The organism is Mesorhizobium sp. WSM4308 (genome assembly GCF_002294905.1).
Classification (GTDB): Bacteria; Pseudomonadota; Alphaproteobacteria; order Rhizobiales; family Rhizobiaceae; genus Mesorhizobium.
Window position 1 is genome coordinate 231,220 of record NZ_NSFW01000010.1, and the last position, 20,156, is coordinate 251,375.

At 64.5% G+C, this 20,156-nt stretch carries 11 protein-coding genes; 9 read left to right on the top strand and 2 right to left on the bottom strand.

Features of this window, described 5'->3' with window-relative positions; genetic code table 11:
• Window positions 1-40 precede the first annotated feature (40 nt).
• The 8 genes from hutI to CK227_RS20420 all read left to right on the top strand — a co-directional run bounded on the left by hutI (window position 41) and on the right by CK227_RS20420 (window position 17,879).
• Window positions 41-1,270, top strand: coding sequence for an imidazolonepropionase (hutI, locus tag CK227_RS20385; RefSeq protein ID WP_179296315.1), 1,230 nt, complete (start codon window positions 41-43; stop codon window positions 1,268-1,270).
• A complete protein-coding gene (gene hutH / locus CK227_RS20390; protein WP_095770495.1) occupies window positions 1,267-2,808 on the top strand; it encodes a histidine ammonia-lyase in 1,542 nt (513 codons plus the stop codon). The genes hutI and hutH overlap by 4 nt, the downstream gene beginning before the upstream one ends.
• Window positions 2,808-3,626, top strand: coding sequence for an N-formylglutamate deformylase (gene hutG / locus CK227_RS20395; RefSeq protein WP_095770494.1), 819 nt, complete (start codon window positions 2,808-2,810; stop codon window positions 3,624-3,626). The genes hutH and hutG overlap by 1 nt, the downstream gene beginning before the upstream one ends.
• Window positions 3,627-3,654: 28 nt before the next feature.
• Window positions 3,655-5,328 carry a urocanate hydratase gene (gene hutU / locus CK227_RS20400; RefSeq protein WP_179296314.1) on the top strand — a complete coding sequence of 558 codons (1,674 nt, stop codon included), beginning with the start codon at window positions 3,655-3,657 and terminating at the stop codon, window positions 5,326-5,328.
• 12 nt (window positions 5,329-5,340) lie between these two features.
• Entirely contained in the window at window positions 5,341-5,919 is a 579-nt protein-coding gene (locus CK227_RS20405; RefSeq protein ID WP_095770493.1) for a HutD family protein, read from the top strand.
• A gap of 288 nt (window positions 5,920-6,207) precedes the next feature.
• Window positions 6,208-14,799 (top strand): glucoamylase family protein, encoded by an 8,592-nt coding sequence (locus CK227_RS20410; protein WP_095770492.1) that lies wholly within the window; start codon window positions 6,208-6,210, stop codon window positions 14,797-14,799.
• Between the two features lie 380 nt (window positions 14,800-15,179).
• Window positions 15,180-16,952 carry a glucan ABC transporter ATP-binding protein/ permease gene (locus CK227_RS20415; protein ID WP_095770491.1) on the top strand — a complete coding sequence of 591 codons (1,773 nt, stop codon included), beginning with the start codon at window positions 15,180-15,182 and terminating at the stop codon, window positions 16,950-16,952.
• Window positions 16,953-17,114: 162 nt separating this feature from the next.
• A complete protein-coding gene (locus tag CK227_RS20420) occupies window positions 17,115-17,879 on the top strand; it encodes a heme ABC transporter permease (protein WP_095770490.1) in 765 nt (254 codons plus the stop codon).
• A gap of 28 nt (window positions 17,880-17,907) precedes the next feature.
• On the opposite strand, the gene CK227_RS20425 is transcribed toward CK227_RS20420, so the two are convergent.
• Window positions 17,908-18,966, bottom strand: coding sequence for a D-TA family PLP-dependent enzyme (locus tag CK227_RS20425; protein WP_095770489.1), 1,059 nt, complete (start codon window positions 18,964-18,966; stop codon window positions 17,908-17,910).
• Between the two features lie 185 nt (window positions 18,967-19,151).
• On the opposite strand from CK227_RS20425, the gene CK227_RS20430 reads away from it, so the two are divergent.
• Entirely contained in the window at window positions 19,152-19,838 is a 687-nt protein-coding gene (locus CK227_RS20430) for a D-lyxose/D-mannose family sugar isomerase (RefSeq protein WP_095770488.1), read from the top strand.
• Between the two features lie 19 nt (window positions 19,839-19,857).
• On the opposite strand, the gene CK227_RS20435 is transcribed toward CK227_RS20430, so the two are convergent.
• Window positions 19,858-20,133 (bottom strand): hypothetical protein, encoded by a 276-nt coding sequence (locus tag CK227_RS20435; RefSeq protein ID WP_179295927.1) that lies wholly within the window; start codon window positions 20,131-20,133, stop codon window positions 19,858-19,860.
• Between the last annotated feature and the right edge of the window lie 23 nt (window positions 20,134-20,156).

A 20,156-nucleotide genomic window follows, 5' to 3' on the forward strand; every position in this document is an offset into this window, starting at 1 on the left:
TGTATATACATAATTGCCATCCTTTCAAATGGAAAAGATGATGGGTGGAGCAAACGGGAAGAGCGGCCTTCGTGTCTGGCGCAATGCGCGCCTGGCGACCATGGCCGACGGTGTGGCTGTTCTCGGCATTGTCGAGAAAGGCGCGATCGCCGCGCGCGATGGTCTCATTGTTTATGCGGGCGCCGAAGCGGACATGCCGGCTTCGGCGGGGCAGGGCGCCGAGACCGTCGATTGCGAGGGCCGCTGGATCACGCCGGGCCTGATCGATTGCCACACGCATCTTGTCTATGCCGGCAACCGTGCCAACGAATTCGAGATGCGGCTGGCAGGTGCCACCTATGAGGAAGTCGCCCGCGCCGGCGGCGGCATTGTGTCTTCGGTCAAGTCGCTGCGCGAGGCAAGCGAGGATGAGCTCGTTGCCCAGACGCTGCCGCGCCTCGATGCGCTGATGGCCGAAGGTGTCACGACGGTCGAGGTCAAATCGGGCTACGGCCTCGATCTCGACAATGAGAAGAAGTCATTGCGTGCCGCCCGCCGGCTAGCCAATGAGCGCCCCGTCACCGTCCGCACGACGTGCCTTGCCGCGCACGCGCTGCCGCCCGAAGCCCATGGTGACAAGGACGCCTTCATCGATCTCGTCGCCGGCACGATCCTGCCGGACGTCGCCGCTGAGAAACTTGCCGATGCCGTCGATGGTTTTTGCGAGGGCATCGCCTTTTCGCCGGAGCAGATGGCGCGCGTCTTCGACAAGGCGAAAGCGCTTGGGCTGCCGGTGAAACTCCATGCCGACCAGCTTTCGAATCTGCACGGCGCCGCGCTTGCCGCCAGCTATGGTGCGTTGTCGGCGGATCATCTCGAATACACCGACGAGGCAGGCGCTGCCGCGATGGCGAAGGCCGGCACGGTGGCGACGATCCTGCCTGGCGCCTATTACTTCATCCGCGAGACCAAGAAGCCGCCTGTCGAGCTGTTCCGCCGCCATGGTGTGAAGATGGCGGTGGCGACGGACAGCAATCCCGGTACTTCGCCGCTCACCTCGCTGTTGCTCACCATGAATATGGCGGCAACGCTCTTTGGCTTGACCGTCGATGAATGCCTTGCCGGCGTCACCCGCGAGGCCGCGCGGGCGCTTGGCCTTCTCGACAAGGCCGGCACGCTGGAATCCGGCAAATCCGCCGACCTGGCGATCTGGGACATCGAGCGCCCCGCCGAACTCGTTTACCGCATGGGCTTCAACCCGCTGCATGCCCGCATCTGGAGAGGACAATGACCGAACTGACCCTGAAGCCCGGCAATGCGACGCTGGCCGACTGGCGCGCCATCTACCGTGGCGCCGTGCCGAAGCTGGATGAGGCCTGTCGTCCAAAAATCAAGGCGAGCGCCGAGGCTGTCGCCAGGATCGTCGCCAAAGGGGAGCCGGTCTACGGCATCAACACCGGCTTCGGCAAATTGGCCAGCGTGCGCATTCCCGCCGGCGACCTCGAGACCTTGCAGCGCAACATCGTGCTGTCGCACGCCGCCGGCGTCGGCGAGCCGATGCCGGTTGCAATTGCCCGGCTGATGATGGCGCTGAAACTTGCCAGCCTGGCGCAGGGCGCCTCCGGCGTGCGCCACGAAACCATCAATTTGCTGGAAGCGATGCTCGCCAACGACGTCATCCCGGTGGTGCCGGCGCAAGGCTCCGTCGGCGCGTCCGGCGATCTCGCACCGCTGTCGCACATGACGGCGGTGATGATCGGCGTCGGCGAATGCTTTACCCCGCATGGCCGGTTCCCGGCCAAGGTCGCCTTCGTCTCGCACGGCCTCGAGCCCGTGACGCTGGGCGCCAAGGAAGGCCTGGCGCTGCTCAACGGCACGCAGTTTTCGACCGCCTACGCGCTCGCCGCTTTGTTCGAAGCCGAAGTGCTCTACCAGTCGGCGCTGGTTGCCGGCGCGCTGTCGACCGATGCCGCCAAGGGTTCCGATGCGCCTTTCGATCCGCGCATTCATCTACTGCGCAAGCATCGAGGTCAGATCGAGACGGCGGAGGCGCTGCGCAATCTGATGGCCGGCAGTGTCATCCGCGAATCGCACCGTGTCGGTGACGAGCGCGTGCAGGATCCCTATTGCCTGCGCTGCCAGCCGCAGGTCATGGGCGCCGCCCTCGACGTGTTGCGCAAGGCTGCCGATACGCTCGGCACCGAAGCCAATGGCGTGACCGACAATCCGCTGATCTTCGCCGAGGATGACACGGCGCTCTCCGGCGGCAATTTCCACGCTGAGCCGGTGGCTTTCGCCGCTGACATGATCGCGTTGGCCGTCTGCGAGATCGGCTCGCTGTCGGAACGCCGCATCGCCATGCTGGTCGATCCGGCGCTGTCCGGCATGCCGGCCTTCCTGACGCCCAAGCCCGGCCTCAACTCCGGCTTCATGATCCCGCAGGTGACGGCGGCCGCACTCGTTTCGGAAAACAAGCAGAAGGCCTATCCGGCCAGCGTCGATTCGATCCCGACCTCGGCCAACCAGGAAGACCACGTCTCGATGGCCGCGCACGGCGCGCGCCGGCTGATCGGCATGGTCGAGAACGCCACCGCGGTGATCGGCATCGAATTGCTGGCCGCCGCGCAAGGCTGCGATTTCCACCAGCCGCTGGCGTCGAGCGCTGCGCTGGAAGCGGTGCGCAAGCTGGTCCGGGCCGGAGTGCCGCATCTCGACAATGACCGCCACTTCCACCCCGATATGGAAAAGGCAATCGCCATGGTGCGCAGCGGCGCGACCGTCAGGGCTGCCGGCGCGGTGGCGCTGCCGTCGATTGCGGGAACGGCGTGATGGCCGCCACACCCTGGCTCACCGTCAGCCGAGGCACAGCACCGCTGCTGGTGTCGATCCCGCACACTGGCATCGACCTCGCTGGCCTCGAACCCCGGCTGGTGTCGCCCTGGCTCGGCCGCCGCGATTGCGACTGGTGGATCGACAAGCTCTATGGCTTCGCCAACGACCTCGGCGCAACCGTCGTGCACACCGCCATTTCGCGCACCGTGATCGACGTCAATCGCGACCCGTCAGGCGTTTCGCTTTATCCCGGGCAGACCACGACCACGCTTTGCCCGACCGACACATTTGACGGCGATCCGCTTTATCGCATGGGCGAGGAACCGACCCCATCCGAGATCGATCAGCGTCGCGAGAGCTATTTCAAGCCCTATCATGCCGCCTTGCAGGCCGAGATCGAACGCCTGCGCGGCATGCATGAAAAGATCGTGCTCTACGACTGCCATTCGATCCGCTCGGTGCTGCCGCGCCTGTTCGAAGGCACGCTGCCGGTCTTCAATCTCGGCACCAATGACGGCAAGAGCACCGATCCCGGTCTTCAGGACAAGGTCGCCGCCATCCTCGCCGCGACCGGCGAGACCTGGGTGGTCAACGGCCGCTTCAAGGGCGGCTCGATCACCCGCGGCTTCGGCCAGCCGCAGAACGGTGTTCATGCGCTGCAGATGGAGCTCTCCAACCGTGGCTATATGCGCGAGCCGTCGCAGAAGGGGTCGCCGGAGAACTGGCCGGTCCCTTATGACCCCACCTATGCAGCGCCGATCCGCGCGACGCTGAAGACCATCCTCGAAACCGCGATCGACTGGGCAAGGCGCTGACGCGTCGCCCGTCTTGCTGAAAGGGACAATGATGAACAACCCTCGCCACAACATCCGCGAAGTGCGAGCGCCGCGCGGCGACAAGCTCAACGCCCGCTATTGGACGACCGAAGCGCCGCTGCGCATGCTGATGAACAATCTCGACCCCGATGTCGCCGAGAACCCCAACGAACTGGTCGTCTATGGCGGCATCGGCCGCGCGGCACGCACCTGGAACGATTTCGACCGCATCGTCGCCTCGCTGAAGACGCTTGGCGAGGACGAGACGCTGCTGGTGCAGTCGGGCAAGCCGGTCGGCGTGTTCCGCACCCACGCGGATGCGCCGCGCGTGCTGATCGCCAACTCCAACCTGGTGCCGCACTGGGCGACCTGGGATAAATTCAACGACCTCGATAAAAAGGGCCTGATGATGTACGGCCAGATGACGGCCGGCTCGTGGATCTACATCGGCACGCAGGGCATCGTGCAGGGCACCTACGAGACCTTCGTCGAGGCCGGCCGTCAGCACTATGGCGGCAATCTCAAGGGCAAATGGATCCTGACCGGCGGCCTCGGCGGCATGGGCGGCGCCCAGCCGCTGGCCGCCGTCATGGCCGGCGCCTGCTGCCTGGCCATCGAGTGCAACCCGGACTCCATCGATTTCCGCCTGCGCACCCGCTATGTCGACGAGAGCGCCGAGACGCTCGACGAGGCAATGGAGATGATCGAGCGCTGGACCAAGGCCGGCGAGGCGAAGTCCGTCGGCCTGCTCGGCAATGCGGCAGAGATCGTGCCGGAAATGTTCAGGCGCGGCATACGCCCCGATATGGTTACCGACCAGACCTCGGCCCACGACCCCATCAACGGTTATCTGCCGAAGGGCTGGACGATGGCCGAATGGCGCGAGAAGCGCGTCAGCGACCCGAAGGCGGTCGAGAAGGCGGCTCGCGCGTCCATGCGCGAACACGTCGAGGCGATGGTGGCGTTCTGGAACGCGGGCGTGCCGACGCTGGATTACGGCAACAACATCCGGCAGGTCGCCAAGGAAGAAGGGTTTGAGAACGCCTTTGCCTTCCCAGGCTTCGTGCCGGCCTATATTCGCCCGCTGTTCTGCCGCGGCATTGGTCCGTTCCGCTGGGCCGCGCTCTCCGGCGATCCCGAGGATATCTACAAGACCGACGCCAAGGTACGCGAACTCACGCCGGGCAACACCCATCTGCACAATTGGCTCGACATGGCGCGCAAGCGCATCTCGTTCCAGGGCCTGCCGGCGCGCATCTGCTGGGTCGGTCTCGGCGACCGCCATCGGCTGGGCCTCGCCTTCAACGAGATGGTGGCCAAGGGCGAACTCAAGGCGCCGGTCGTCATCGGCCGCGATCACCTCGATTCCGGCTCGGTCGCCTCACCGAACCGCGAGACGGAGGCGATGAAGGACGGCTCGGACGCCGTGTCCGACTGGCCGCTGCTCAATGCGCTGCTCAACACCGCGTCGGGCGCCACCTGGGTGTCGCTGCATCATGGTGGCGGCGTCGGCATGGGTTTTTCCCAGCATGCCGGCATGGTCATCGTCGCCGACGGTACGCAGGACGCCGCCAGGCGCCTGGAGCGCGTGCTGTGGAACGATCCGGCGACCGGCGTCATGCGCCACGCCGATGCCGGCTACGACATCGCCATCGAGTGCGCCAAGGAGCACCAGCTCAATTTGCCCGGCATTCTCGGCTGATAGGCTGAAATCATGCGCATTCTTCGTGCCGCCGACTACCGCGTCATGCCGTGGAAGAACGGCGGCGGCACGACGACCGAAATCGCTGTCTCGCCCGACGGCGCCGGCCTTGACGAATTCGACTGGCGCGTGTCGATGGCCCGCGTCGAGGGCAGCGGGCCGTTCTCCAGCTTTGCCGGCATAGACCGCACGCTGTCGGTGCTGGAAGGCGATGGCGTCGTGCTCGATGTCGCCGGCCGGCCCGCCGTGCGGCTGACGCCGGCTTCCGCGCCTTTTGCCTTTCCAGCAGACCTGCCGACCAGTGCCGCGCTGATCGCCGGCCCGATCACCGACCTCAACGTCATGACGCGCCGCGGCCGCACGCTGCATTCGGTCGAGCGCTTGGCGATTTCACGGCCTGTGGACATCGCGACCCGGGCCGGTTCGATCCTCATCCTTTGCCACAAGGGCGAAGCTGCTTTCCCCGAGGCTGGGTCAATTCGCCTCGGGCCGCTCGACACGCTGCTGATCGGGCCGGAGACTCCCATCCTGAAGGTTGAGCCGGCGCAGGATACGACGCTGTTCGTGGTCCGGATAACCACCGCGGCCTGACGCTTTCGCGCCAACGGTTACCGCCTGTTTCCAAACATGATCGCAATGCCGGCGAAATATAGCGTAAGCTCCCGCCGGGATCACGAAAAAGCCCGAATCCTCTCCGTCGATCGATCCTGACGAGAGCGAGGGGCGCCCGTCTTTGAGTTTGGTCGAAAGATGACGCTCTGTCGTGGTGCGGAAACAAACTTTCGGCATAGGGGTTGATGCAACCAATTGCATTTGAACCGGTTTTAGGGCCATTGCCGTGGCGGTGACGCCGCTGAGTGCCCGCTTACGGAATTTTCAATGAATATTCAGACGAATCCTGCCCAGATCGAGAAGACAAGCGCGAGCTTCCCGGCCATCACGGAAGAGCCGATAAGGTCGACATTCCTGCCGGAGGAGCGCCTGAGGCTGCTCGGCGAAAGCCTGGCAAAGGGCGATCTCGCCGACCTGTTCGGCCTGATTCCATTCGATTTCCAGGCCCGCATCCGTGACAGCGCCAAGAAGATCCTCGAAGTCTACCGTTCGACCAATGCGGCGCAGGCAAAGGGTGAAACGATCACTCCGGCCGCGCAATGGCTGCTCGATAACAACTATCTGGTCGAGGAGACCATTTTCCAGGTCAAGCGCGACCTGCCGCGCCGCTTCTATCGTCAGCTGCCGACGCTGAAACTGCCTGACGGCGGCACCGTGCCGCGCGCGCTGGCGCTGGCCTGGACCTATGTGGCGCATTCGGACAGTTCCGTCTCGGCGACCATGTTCAAGTCCATCGTCCAGGGTTTTCAGTCGGTCGAGCCGCTGAAGATCGGTGAACTCTGGGCGCTGCCGTCGCTTTTGCGCTTCGTGCTGATCGAAAATCTCCGCCGGCTGGCCGTCAGGGTCAATCGCACCCGCCAGATGCGCCAGATCGCCAACGATGTGGCCGACAAGGTGCTGGCGACCGACGAGAGTGCCGACCGCCAGGCGATCCTGGCCAATTTCAGCACTCACGCGCAGGACACAACCTTTGCCACGCAGCTTCTCTACCGCTTGCGCGATGGCTCGCAGAATGCCGGCAAGGCCCTGGAATGGCTGGAAGGCGAGCTCGAAAAGACTGGTTCCGATGCCGAGGAGATCATCATCTCCGAGCATCACACGCTGTCCAGCGGCAATGTGACGACCGGCAACATCATCCGCGGCCTGCGCCTCATCAACGACGTCGACTGGACGGTGTGGTTCGAAGGCGTCAGCCGCATCGACACCGTGCTGCGCGAGCGCACCGATTTTGCCGCGCTCGACTTCTTCTCGCGCGACCAATACCGCACCGCGATCGAGGAACTGGCCCGCCGCTCGAACCTGTCGGAATACCGCGTCGCCGAAAAGGCGATCGAACTGGCCGGCCAGGCCGCTAGCGAACACGCCGCCAGCGAACACGTATCGGCCGGCGATGGCGACGATTCAGCTCCGGCTCCGTCCGCGCATACCGATGTCGGCTTCTTCCTCGTCGGTCCGCGCCGTCTGGAGCTGGAAAAAGCGATCGGCTATCGGCTCACCATCAGCCAGACGGTCAAGCGGACCTTCGCCAAGACCGGATGGTTGGGCATCGTCCTGCCTGTTTTCGCACTGACGGCCTTGCTTCTTGTCGTCACCGGCAACGCGTTGGCCAATCTCGGCCTTTCGGTGGCCTCGATCGTCCTGATGCTGGCGCTGTTTGCCGTGCCGGCGAGCGAGGGCGCGCTGGCCTTCTTCAACACGGTTGTCTCGCTCTTCCTCAAGCCGACACGCCTGATCGGCTACGACTACAGGCACGGTGTGCCGCCCGAGGCGCGCACGCTGGTGGTTGTGCCATCGCTCATCGGCTCGCGCGACGATGTCGAGGAAAACATCCGCAACCTCGAAGTCCATTACCTTGCCAATCTGGTGGACGAGATCCATTTCGCGCTGCTGTCGGACTGGCCCGACTCCAAGATCGAGATCGATGCGGCCGACACCGAGATCCTCGAATATGCCCGTGCCGAGATCGCCCGTCTCAACGCCCGCTATCCCACGGAAGGCGCGCCGCGCTTCTACATCCTGCATCGCCGCCGGCTCTTCAACGCCGCTCAAGGGGCCTGGATGGGTTGGGAGCGCAAGCGTGGCAAGCTGCATGAGCTTGACCTTTTGCTGCGTGGCGACAGCGACACGACTTTCCTGCCGCTCGACGTGCCGCTGCCGGAAAAAGTCGTCCATGTGATGACGCTCGACGCCGACACGCGCACCACGCGCGATGCGGTGGCGAGCCTCGTCGGCAAGCTCTGCCATCCGCTCAACCGCCCGCATTTCGACGCCGCCAGGCGCGTCGTCACCGCCGGCTACACGATCCTGCAGCCGCGCATCACCGCTTCGCTGACATCAGGCGACGAGGCCTCGTTCTTCCAGCGTGTGTTCTCGGCCAATCGCGGCCTGGACCCCTATGTCTTCGCCGTCTCCGACCTTTATCAGGATGTCTTTAGCGATGGGTCCTTCACCGGCAAGGGCCTCTATCATGTCGATGCCTTCGAAGCCGCGCTGCAAGGCCGCATCGAGGAAAACACCGTCCTCAGCCACGATCTACTCGAAGGCGCGCTGGCGCGCGCGGCACTGGTCACCGACGTCGAACTGGTCGAGGACTATCCGACTCGCTACTCGGTCGACGCCTCGCGCCACCATCGCTGGGCACGTGGCGACTGGCAGCTGCTGGGCTTCATCCTCGATCCGCGTTCCGGTGTTCCGGCCCTGTCGCGCTGGAAGATGGTCGACAATCTGCGCCGCTCGCTGACGCCGACCTTCTGGGTGATGGCGGCGATCGCCGGCTGGACCCTGCTGCCCTTCACACAGGCCGCGCAATGGCAGGCACTGCTGATCCTCAGCCTGTTCATGGCGCCGACCTTCGATGTCGTCAACGCCATCCTGCCCAAGAGCGGCGACCAGACACCGCGCGGCCATTTCTCGGCGCTGGCGCGCGATGTCGCCTTCGGCACCGCCATGGTGGCCCTGAAGATCGTGCTGATGGCGCACAACGCCTGGATGATGGGCGACGCCATCGTGCGCACGCTCTACCGGCTGTTCGTCAGCCGCCAGAATCTCCTGGAATGGCGCACCGCTTCCCAGGCCCACAAGGCCGGCGACAACGATGTCGGCTCCTATTACGGCATGATGTACGGCGCCGTGATCATCGGCTTCGTCGGCCTGGCCATTCCGGTGCTGGCCGATTCCACCGGCGCCTTCGTCGCCTTCTTCTTCGCCCTGTTCTGGATAGGCTCGCCGGCGATCGCCAGCTGGATCAGCCGCTCGGCCGAAACCGAGGACCGGCTGCGCATATCGCAGGCCGATATCCACACGCTGCGCACTATTGCGCGGCGCACCTGGCACTATTTCGAAAGCTTCGTCACGGCGGAGCATCACAATCTGCCGCCGGACAATTTCCAGGAAAGCCCGGCACCGGTCGTGGCGCCGCGCACGTCGCCGACCAATGTCGGCGTCTATCTCCTGTCGGTGGTCTCGGCGCGCGATTTCGGCTGGATCAGCCTGTCGGATGCCATCACCCGCATTGACGCCACCATGACGACCATAGAGAGCATGCCGCGCCACCGCGGCCATCTCTTCAACTGGTACGACACCACGACGCTGAAGCCGCTCTACCCGCTCTACATTTCGGCTGTCGACAGCGGCAATCTCGCCGGCCATCTGGTGGCTGTGGCGGCTGCCTGTGCCGAATGGGCGGAAGCGCCTTCCGTTCACCTCCAGGGCGATTTCGAAGGCATTCTCGACACGGTCACCATCCTGAGCGAAAGCCTCGATGAGTTGCCCGACGACCGCCGTCAGCTCAGGCCTCTGCGCCAGCGTCTCGTCGACCGCCTGGACGGAATGCGGCGCGCCGTCGACACGATCAAGGCGCAGCCGGAAATGGCCTCGATCCGCACCATCAACCTCGCCGTGCTGGCGGGCGAGATCCGCAAGCTGGCCACCGCCATCCACACCGAGGCGGCCTCGGCCCAGAGCGACGTCATCGTCGACTGGGCGGCGAGGCTGGAAGCCACATGCGAGGCACATGTCCATGATGCCCACAGCGACGACAACGCTGTCGAAGCGCTGCGTGCCAAACTGCTAACCTTGCGAGAGCGCACCCGTCGTTTCGCCTTCGAGATGGAATTCGCCTTCCTGATGCGGCCGGAACGCAAGTTGCTGTCGATCGGCTACCGGGTCGAGGAACACCAGCTCGACGAAAGCTGCTACGACCTTCTCGCCTCCGAGGCGCGGTTGACCAGCCTGTTCGCCATCGCCAAGGGCGACCTGCCGACCGAACATTGGTTCCGGCTCGGCCGTCCGATCGTCGAGATCGGCTTCCAGGGCGCGCTGATGTCCTGGTCGGGCTCGATGTTCGAATATCTGATGCCGCCGCTGGTGATGAAGGAGGCGCAGGGCTCGATCCTCAACCAGACCAGCAAGCTGATCATCAAGCGCCAGATCCAGTATGGTCGCCAGAAAAACGTGCCCTGGGGCATCTCGGAAGCGGCCTACAACGCCCGCGACCGCGAACTGACCTACCAGTACACCAATTTCGGCGTGCCCGGGCTTGGGCTGAAGCGCGGTCTTGGCCAGAACACCGTGATCGCGCCCTACGCCACCATAATGGCGGCGCAGTTCAATCCGCGCGAAGCCGTGCAAAATCTCGCGCGTCTGCGCGGCATCGGTGCGCTTGGCCCGCATGGCTTTTACGATGCCGTCGACTTCACGCCGCAGCGCGTGCCTGAAGGTACCAACCACGCGGTCGTGCTGAATTACTATGCGCACCATTCGGGCATGTCGATCGCGGCGGTCGCCGACGCGATCTTCGAGGGTCGTCTGCGCGACCGTTTCCACAGCGATCCGGTCATCGAATCGGCTGAACTCCTGCTGCAGGAAAGGGCGCCGCGCGACATCCCGACCGCGACCGTCAGGACCGAAGCGGACGAGCGCGCCAAGGACGAGACCGAAACCGAGAGCCCCGACACGCGCATCGTGCTGGATCCCCTGCGGGCGCTGCGTTCGACCAATGTGATGTCGAACGGCCGTTATTCGGTGATGGTGACGGCAACCGGCTCCGGCTACAGCCGCTGGGGCGACCTTTCCGTTACGCGCTGGCAGCCGGACCCGGTCGAGGATCGTCTGGGTTCCTACATCTTCCTGCGTGACGTCAGCACTGGAGACTGGTGGTCGGCAACGGCGGAGCCAAAGCGCGCGGCCGAGGAGAAGGTGCAGACCCTGTTCTCCGACGACAAGGCGAGCTTCGTCAAATTGGTCGGCACGTTGCGCTCCGAGGTCGAATGCATCGTCGTTTCCGAAGGCAATGGCGAGGGCCGTCGCATCACGCTCTACAATGAAAGCACGTCCGATCGTTTCATCGAGGTGACGTCCTTTGCCGAACTGGTGCTGGGTTTGGAGGCCTCCGATTACGCGCATCCGGCCTTCTCCAAGATGTTCGTGGAGACTGAAATCGCCGCCAACAACGGAGCGATCTTCGCCACGCGCCGCAAGCGCGAAACCAGCGAGCCCGATATCAACCTGGTGCATTTCGTCACCGATCCGTCGGGTCCGGCGCGCGATGCCGAGGCCGAGACCGACAGGCGCGCCTTTATCGGCCGTGGCCGCTCGATCGTCGATGCCGCCGCTTTCGATCCGGGCGCCAGACTTGGCGGTCATTCCGGCTTTACGCTCGATCCCATCGCCTCGCTGCGCCGTCAGGTGCGGGTGCCCGCAAACAAGAAGATATCCCTGACCTTCTGGACCGTGGTCGGGGCCAACCGCACCGAACTGGAAGAGGCGATAAACCGTCTCGACCATCAGGAGAGCTTTGCCCGTCAGGCCATGCTGGCCTGGACGCGCAGCCAGGTGCAGACGCGCCATATGGGCCTCAGCCTGACCGACGCCGCCAATGTGCAGAAACTGGCGCGCTACCTGATCTATCCCGACGCGTTCCTGCGCTTGCCGGCCGAATCCATCGCTTCGGGCCTCGGCAAGCAGTCGAGCCTGTGGCCGACCAGCATTTCGGGCGATTTTCCGATCTTCCTGGTCAGGATCGGCGACGTCGCCGATCTGGAAATCGTCGCCCAGGCGCTGCGCTTCCAGGAATATATGCGCACCCGCGGCATGATGATCGACTTCGTCGTCGTCAACGAGCAGGCCTCGTCCTATGTCCAGGATCTGCAGCGCGCGGTCGAGACGCTGTGCGAAAACAGCCGTCTGCGCGGCAAGGAACTCGGTCCCCGCCAGCACATTTTCGCGGTGCGCCGCGACCTGATGGAAGAGACCACCTACAAGACGTTGCTCGCCGTCGCCCGGGTGGTGCTGCATACGCGCAACGGCACCATCTTCGATCAGATCGAACGGGCCGAGGCGGCTGCCTTGCAGGCGCGCGACGGCCTGCCGTCCATCGGATTGCCGGCTCCGCGCGAAATCCCCGCGGCGCATGCCTTTGCCCCGCAGAACGTGGCGGATGTCAGTGCCGATGGCTCTGGCCTCAGCCAATGGAATGGCTTTGGCGGTTTCGACGGCGACGGACGTCACTATGTCGTGCGCCTGGCCGGCCGACGCACCACGCCGCAGCCCTGGATCAATGTCGTCTCCAACGCCTCGTTCGGCTTCCATACGTCGGCCGAGGGGGCAGCCTTCACCTGGAGCCGCAACAGCCGCGACTACCAGTTGACGCCGTGGTCCAACGATCCGGTCTCGAACCGGCCGGGCGAGGGCATCTATATCTACGATCAGGCCAGCGGCAGGGCGTTCTCGCCGATCGCCGCGGTGGTGCGCGATCCCTCGATGACCTACGAGGCCTGGCATGGCCAGGGCTTCTCCACCTTCCGCTCGAAGCGCGGGCCGCTATCGATGGACCTGACCCATGTGGTCGACCCCGTCGATCCGGTGAAGATCACGCGGCTGCGCATCCAGAATTCTGGCCCGGTGCCGGCGCGGCTGCGCGTCTATGCCTATGCCGAATGGGTGCTTGGCGGACACCGGTCGCGGACGGCCGCCACCATCGTCCCATCCCGCGACGGGGCGACCGGCGCATTGCTGGCGCAAAACCCCTATGGGCTCGATTTCAGCGAGCGCGTCGCCTTCCTGGCCGCCGACGCCGCTGTCCATTCGGTGACATCGGATCGGTCGGAGTTCCTCGGCCGGCACGGGTCCAGCGAACTGCCGCAGGCTGTGCTGACCGGCGCGGCCCTGTCGGGCCGTGTCGAGGCCGGCGACGATCCCTGCGCGGCGATCGCCCGCGACGTCGAGATCCCGGCCGGCGGCGACGTCACGCTGCTCTGGCTGCTCGGCGATGCCGACACCCCGGCGCAGGCAAGCGCGCTGGTGCAGACGCATCGGGGCAAGGATTTCGATCAGCGTCTGGCCGACAATGAGCGCGAGTGGCGCGGTTTCCTCGACACCATTCAGGTCGAGACGCCGGACAAGGCGCTCGATGCCATGGTCAATCACTGGCTGCCCTATCAGAGCCTTGCCTGCCGCATCCGCGCCCGCTCGGCCTTCTACCAGGCAAGCGGCGCCTTCGGCTTTCGCGACCAGTTGCAGGACACGCTGGCGCTGCTGGCGCATGATCCGACACTGGCGCGCGATCAGATCCTCAACGCCGCGCGGCGGCAGTTCCCTGAAGGCGACGTGCAGCATTGGTGGCTGCCGCGCACCGGGGCCGGCGTGCGCACATTGATTTCCGACGACGTGGTCTGGCTGGCCCACGCCACGGCGCGCTATCTCACCGTGACCGGCGACGCCGCCATCCTCAAGGAGCAACTGCCCTTCATCGACGGGCAGGCGCTGGGGGAGGGCGAGCATGACGCCTTCTTCACTCCCGAAATCTCGAAGAAGACGGTGTCGCTTTACGACCATTGCGCGCGCGCGCTCGACCTGGCCATCAAGCGCAGCAGTCCTGCCGGCCTGCCGCTGATCCTTGGCGGTGACTGGAACGACGGCATGAACCGTGTCGGCGAGCACGGCAAGGGCGAGAGCGTGTGGCTGGGCTGGTTCCTGCTGAAGACGCTGGGCGACTTCGCCGCCGTCGCCAAGAGCGAGGGCGACAACAAGCGCGCCCAGGCCTGGGCAAAGCATGCCGAGGCGCTGAAGCGGGCGCTCGAGAGCACGGCATGGGACGGCGAGTGGTACCGGCGCGGCAGTTTTGACGACGGCACGCCCTTGGGGTCGCGCACCTCCGAAGAGTGCAGGATCGATTCCATCGCCCAGTCCTGGAGCGTGCTTTCAGGCGAGGGCGACCCGGCGCGGTCGACGACGGCGATGCAGCAGGCGACCAGCCTGCTCGTCGACGACAAGCTCAAGATCGTCAAACTGTTCACGCCACCCTTCTCGAAGACGCAGAAGGACCCCGGCTACATCAAGAGCTATCCGCCCGGCGTGCGCGAGAATGGCGGCCAGTACACGCATGCGGCGACGTGGTTCGTCATCGCGCTGGCCGAGATGGGGCAAACCGACGAAGCCTATCGCTGCTTCTCGATGCTGAATCCGGTCAACCACGCCTCCGACGAGGCCTCGGCCGAGCAATACCGCGTCGAACCCTATGTGGTGGCCGCCGATATCTATGCCGGAGACGACAAGGGCGGGCGCGGCGGCTGGACTTGGTACACCGGCTCGGCGGGCTGGCTCTACCGGGCAGCGGTCGAAGGCATCCTCGGCATCGAACGGCGCGGCAAGCAGATCACGTTCCGGCCGAAACTGCCCAGCCATTGGGATGGCTACCAGGCTTCCCTCAAGATGCTGGGCGCCGAGATCAAGGTTCACGTCGTTCGCGACAAAAAAACCAAGACGATCTCGCTCGAAGTCGATGGTTCGAAAACAAAGTCCGCCTCCTTCGAACCGAAAGCCGGCATCCAGACTGAGGTCGTGGTCAAGATACCGGCGTAAATTCAACGTCTTAGGTCGATAGATCGCGCGTCCTTCGGGACGCGCGATGCCGCGAATGTTTACTTGCGTGCGGTCGCTGACGGCGTCCGCCAGCGTCCGCCAGGCGTCGTCGGACAATTCATGCAAGCCTGCCGTGATTAAAAATGTGGCACTGCTCGGCTGCTGCCATGATTTTGCCGCAAGGCTGACATTTCACCTTTTATCTCAAACCGTTAGGTGATCACGTCAGATTTCGCATCGTCGTCATCTTTTGTTCGCTAAATGGGAACGGAAGCGATAGACGGGCATTGTTTTGCGACGCGTCAACCGTTACGTGTCAAGCAATGGTGCAGTGCACAATACCGCATTGAGCACAGTAGAGAATTGGCGGAGTAGCTGAAGTGTCACTTCTGCAGATCTATTGGAGAGCGCTGGGCTATCTGGCCGCCGACAAGAGGCGCGTCGCGCTGATTTGCGGTGCCAACGTCGCACTTGCCGCCATCGCCATCCTGGAGCCGATCATGTTTGGCCGGGTGATCGATGCCATCTCCGCGCATGGCTCGGTTTTCTCCACGCTTGCCGTGTGGGCCGGTTTGGGCGCCTTCAACGTCATCGCTTTCGTTCTGGTGGCGCGCGGCGCCGACCGCTTTGCTCACGCCCGGCGCAGCGAAGTGCTGTGCCAGTCCTTCGAGCGCGTCATCACCATGCCGCTCGCCTGGCATCATCAGCGCGGCACGTCCAACGCCCTGCACACGTTGCTGCGTGCCGTTGAGACGCTGTTCAGCCTGTGGCTCGAATTCATGCGCCAGCATCTGTCCACGGCTGTCGCGCTCGTCCTGCTCGTGCCGACGGCGCTCAGCATGGATGTGCGTATGTCGATGGTGCTGCTCGCGCTTGGCGTGCTCTATGTCGGCATCGGCCGTCTGGTGATGAAGCGCACCAAGGGGGGCCAGGCCGCCGTGGAGCGCCATTATCACAAGGTGTTCGCCCATGTGACGGACTCCGTGAGCAACGTCGCCGTTCTCCAGAGCTACAACCGCCTTGGCCATGAGGCCGAGACTCTGCGCCGCTATGTCAAGAACCTGCTCGACGCCCAGAACCCGGTGCTCGACTGGTGGGCCATCGCCAATGCGCTCAATCGCCTCTCGTCGACCATCTCGATGATGGTGGTGCTTCTGATCGGCGCCTATCTGGTGACCCATGGCCAGCTGCGCGTCGGTGATGTCATCGCCTTCACCGGCTTCGCCACGCTGCTGATCTCGCGGCTCGACCAGATGTCGGCTTTCGCCAACCAGATTTCGGAGGCTCGCGCCAAACTCGAGGAGTTCTACAAGCTCGAGGACTCGGCCGCCGATGCCGCCGAACCGGATGGCCTGCGCGATCTCACCAATGTCACCGGCCATGTCCGCTTCGAGGATGTCTGCTTCGAGTTCGCCAATTCGGGACAGGGCGTCAGCGACGTATCCTTCGAGGTTCAGGCCGGCCAGACCGTCGCCATTGTCGGACCGACGGGTGCCGGCAAGACCACGCTGATCAATTTGCTGCAGCGCGTCTTCTCGCCGTCCAGCGGCCGCATCCTGATCGACGGCATCGATACCCGCACCGTGACCCGCAAGTCGCTGCGCCATTCGATCGCCACCGTGTTCCAGGATGCCGGACTGCTCAACCGCTCGATCGAGGACAACATTCGCGTCGGCCGTGCCGAAGCCAGCAATGACGAGATCCATGCCGCGGCCGTCGCGGCTGCCGCGCAGGACTTCATCCTGGCCAAGAGCAATGGCTACGACACGGTGGTCGGCGAACGTGGCGGCCAGCTGTCGGGCGGTGAGCGCCAGCGCATCGCCATCGCTCGCGCCGTGCTGAAGGACGCCCCGATCCTGGTGCTCGACGAGGCGACCAGCGCGCTCGACGTCGAGACCGAGGACCGCGTCAAGGAAGCGATCGACGAATTGCGGCGCGACCGCACCACCTTCATCATCGCCCACCGCCTGACCACTGTTCGCGACGCCGATCTGGTCGTGTTCATGGACAAGGGCAGGGTGGTCGAAATGGGTGGCTTCGCCGAACTGTCGCTGCGCAACGGCCGCTTTGCCAGCCTGCTGCGCGCCGGCGGCCTGCTCAACGACGAGGAAGTCCGCCGCCTCAGCCGCTCCGTGCAGGGCGAGGCAGCGTAATCATTGTTCTTTACCTCCCCTTGTGGGGAGGTCGGACCGAAGGTCCCGGTGGGGCAGTGCCGCCCCACTGCTTCGCAGCGACCCTCCCAACAAGGGGGTAACCAAGCCTGCGACACCGCCGCTCGATTGCCCCAATCGCGCCGGCGGTTTATGTAAAGCCGCATGAGCGACACGACTTCACGCCTGAGCGGCTGGATGGACCTTGCCAACCCGACGCGCTTCGTTGGGCTGGCCGACAAGGTCGTGCCATGGCTGGCGACGATCGCCGCGCTCATCCTTGCCGTCGGGCTTTATATGAGTTTCGCCGCGCCCGAGGACTTCCAGCAAGGCATCACCGTGCGCATCATGTACATCCATGTGCCCTTCGCATGGCTCGCCATGATGTGTTACTCGCTGATGGCGGTCTCAGCCCTTGGCACGCTGGTCTGGCGGCATCCGCTGGCCGATGTCGCGCTGAAATCGGCGGCCCCCATCGGCGCCGTCTTCACCGCACTGGCGCTGATTACCGGTTCGATCTGGGGCAAGCCGATGTGGGGCACCTGGTGGGTCTGGGACGCGCGCCTGACCTCGGTCTTCGTGCTGTTCCTGATGTATCTCGGCATCATCGCGCTGACCCGTGCGCTCGACGACGCCAGCCGCGCCGCGTGGGCCGCCGCCATCATCACGCTGGTCGGCTTCATCAACATCCCGATCATCAAATTCTCGGTCGACTGGTGGAACACGCTGCACCAGCCGGCCTCGGTGTTCCGCCTCGGCGGCCCGACCATCGACCCCAGCCTGCTCTGGCCGCTGCTGGTCATGGCCGTCGGGTTCACGGCGTTGTTCTTCACGCTGCACCTGATGGCGATGCGCACCGAAATCCGCCGCCGCCGGGTGATCGCCATGCGGCGGGTAGCGGCTCGGCAGGCGGAGCGGCAACCGGCCTGAAACCCACCTGTCACTGGACCGTAGGCGGTCAGGCCATCAGCCCGCGCGCTGCCACCGGCAACGTTTCGAGCACCTGCTCGCCGTCGATCAGGTTGACCTCGTTGAACAGATTGGTGACGACGCAGCAATGGTCGGGCACCACGCGCACGCGCTCGCCGATGCGCAGCTTCGCGTCGCCGGAAAGCGTGACAGTGCCATGTTCTTCGCTGAGCCCGGTGACCCTTGCGTCGGGAGCGCCGAGGAGCTCGCCAAAATCTTTCAGCCCCAGCGTGTCACTGGACAGCGCCTTGCTGCCGGCATCGAGGATGGCGCGGGTTGCCGTCGGGTGGCTGACCACCGTCGACAGCACCGTCAGCGCGCAATCGCTCAAGGTGCCGACGCCTTTGGCGACCTGGTAGCGGTCGAGATAGATGTAGGTGCCAGGACGATATTCGGTGACGACCGATGCATCGCTGGAGCGCCACATGTCCGGGGTGCCGCCGCTGGAGATGCGTTCGCAAGCGAGGCTTGAAGTGGCCAGCGCCTGCTTGGCTTTCGCAAGCCAGGCTTCGGCCTCGGCCGCGCGGCCAGCGGCCGGATAGGTCATCAGCCCGCCGAAGGCGAGGCCACCGGCCTTGTCGATCAGCCTTGCCAGCGCAACCGCCTCATCAGCCGTTTGCACGCCGCAGCGGCCCATGCCCGTGTCGCATTCGACCAGAACCTGGAGAGGATGGCCGGTATCGGTGAAAGTGGCCGCCAGCCCTTCCAGCGTGTCCATGCTGTCGGAAGTGACCGACAGAGTTACGCGGCCGTGCAGCGCCTTCAGCCGTTCCAGCTTGGCGCGGCCGAGAATGTTGTAGGGTAGAAAAATATCGGACAGCCCGGCATCGGCCATCACCTCGGCCTCGCCGATCTTCTGGCAGGTTATGCCGACGGCACCCGCCGCGACCTGCTTCTTCGCCCAATAGGGCAGCTTGTGCGTCTTGATATGCGGCCGCAGCTTCAGTCCGTTCCTGTCGGCGTGGGCCTGTGCGCGGGCAATGTTGGCTTCGGCGCGAGCGGCGTCGATCAGGATCGACGGCGTATCGAGATCGTGGACGGTCGGCATCTTCTATCCCTGTGAGAATTCGCAGGGTTTATGAGCCTGAAAGTGCTTGATGTCATGCGGCCAGCGGACCGGACCGCTGGGCCATCCGCGAGTAGCGCAGGCGCGGGCACGGCGAGATGGATCGACACCGCAGCGGCGTTCGGCTATGCGATTTGTCTAAAAAATCCACACGAAGGGTCACGATCATGAAACGCTCCGCCATCAACGACATCATCCGCGAAGCCGACGCCTTCATCCGCTCGTTCGGCTATATCATGCCGCCCTTCGCCTATTGGTCGCCCGAGGAGATGAAGGCGCGCCAGGTCGATTCCTCGGCGATCTATACCTCGCGACTCGGCTGGGACATCACGGATTACGGCCAGGAAAAATTCAACGAGCTCGGCCTGTTCCTGTTCACCGTGCGCAACGGCCGCTACGAGGACATGAAGAAGGGCATGGGCATGCTCTATGCCGAGAAGATCATGATCTCGCGCAAGGACCAGCTGTCGCCCATGCACCGCCACAACATCAAGGCCGAGGACATCATCAACCGTGGCGGCGGCAAGCTGGTGCTGGAACTGTTCATGCACGACCGCGACGGCGGCATCGATCTCAAGGCCGAGGTGTCGGTGCCCGTCGATGGAACCATCCACCGGCTGCCGGCTGGCGGCCTGCTGAAGCTCGACCCGGGCCAGAGCGTCACGCTGCTGCCGGGCGTCTGGCATGCCTTCTGGGCCGAGGGCAAGGATGTGCTGATCGGTGAGGTGTCGACCGTCAACGACGATCTCACCGACAATGTTTTCCGCGAGCCGATCGGCCGCTTCTCCAACATCGACGAAGATGTCGCCCCGGTGCACCTGCTGGTGGCCGACTATGAGAAGTGGCTGAGGTAGGGCAGGCCTCGCTGCCTCCTTATTCCTGACGATCGAGGATTCCGCGAAGTCTGCGGACTTCGGCCACAAGGCGAGGGATGTCCTGGCGTGCGGCTGCTATGAAATCCTGGTCGGCGACAGTAGCGCCGCTCAGCTCGATATCTTCGCCTCGGCCAGCTCCTGCCCCGATTTGAATGAAATTCGATCCGCTTAGAAAATCCCGGCCTTCGATCCATGACTTCCACGGTCCGGGCTGGGCCATGGCCGCCCGGGCCTCCATTTCCTGGAGTTCGAGGTCGGATGGCGATGTGTTCATGGCAGTCCCGCAGGCTGTAGGTT

Coding starts and splice junctions, on each gene's coding strand:
- hutH (WP_095770495.1), top strand. CDS start 1,267: ATGACCGAACTGACCCTGAAGCCCGGCAATGCGACGCTGGCCGACTGG.
- CK227_RS20430 (WP_095770488.1), top strand. CDS start 19,152: ATGAAACGCTCCGCCATCAACGACATCATCCGCGAAGCCGACGCCTTC.
- CK227_RS20410 (WP_095770492.1), top strand. CDS start 6,208: ATGAATATTCAGACGAATCCTGCCCAGATCGAGAAGACAAGCGCGAGC.
- CK227_RS20405 (WP_095770493.1), top strand. CDS start 5,341: ATGCGCATTCTTCGTGCCGCCGACTACCGCGTCATGCCGTGGAAGAAC.
- hutG (WP_095770494.1), top strand. CDS start 2,808: ATGGCCGCCACACCCTGGCTCACCGTCAGCCGAGGCACAGCACCGCTG.
- hutI (WP_179296315.1), top strand. CDS start 41: ATGGGTGGAGCAAACGGGAAGAGCGGCCTTCGTGTCTGGCGCAATGCG.
- CK227_RS20420 (WP_095770490.1), top strand. CDS start 17,115: ATGAGCGACACGACTTCACGCCTGAGCGGCTGGATGGACCTTGCCAAC.
- hutU (WP_179296314.1), top strand. CDS start 3,655: ATGATGAACAACCCTCGCCACAACATCCGCGAAGTGCGAGCGCCGCGC.
- CK227_RS20435 (WP_179295927.1), bottom strand. CDS start 20,133: ATGAACACATCGCCATCCGACCTCGAACTCCAGGAAATGGAGGCCCGG.
- CK227_RS20425 (WP_095770489.1), bottom strand. CDS start 18,966: ATGCCGACCGTCCACGATCTCGATACGCCGTCGATCCTGATCGACGCC.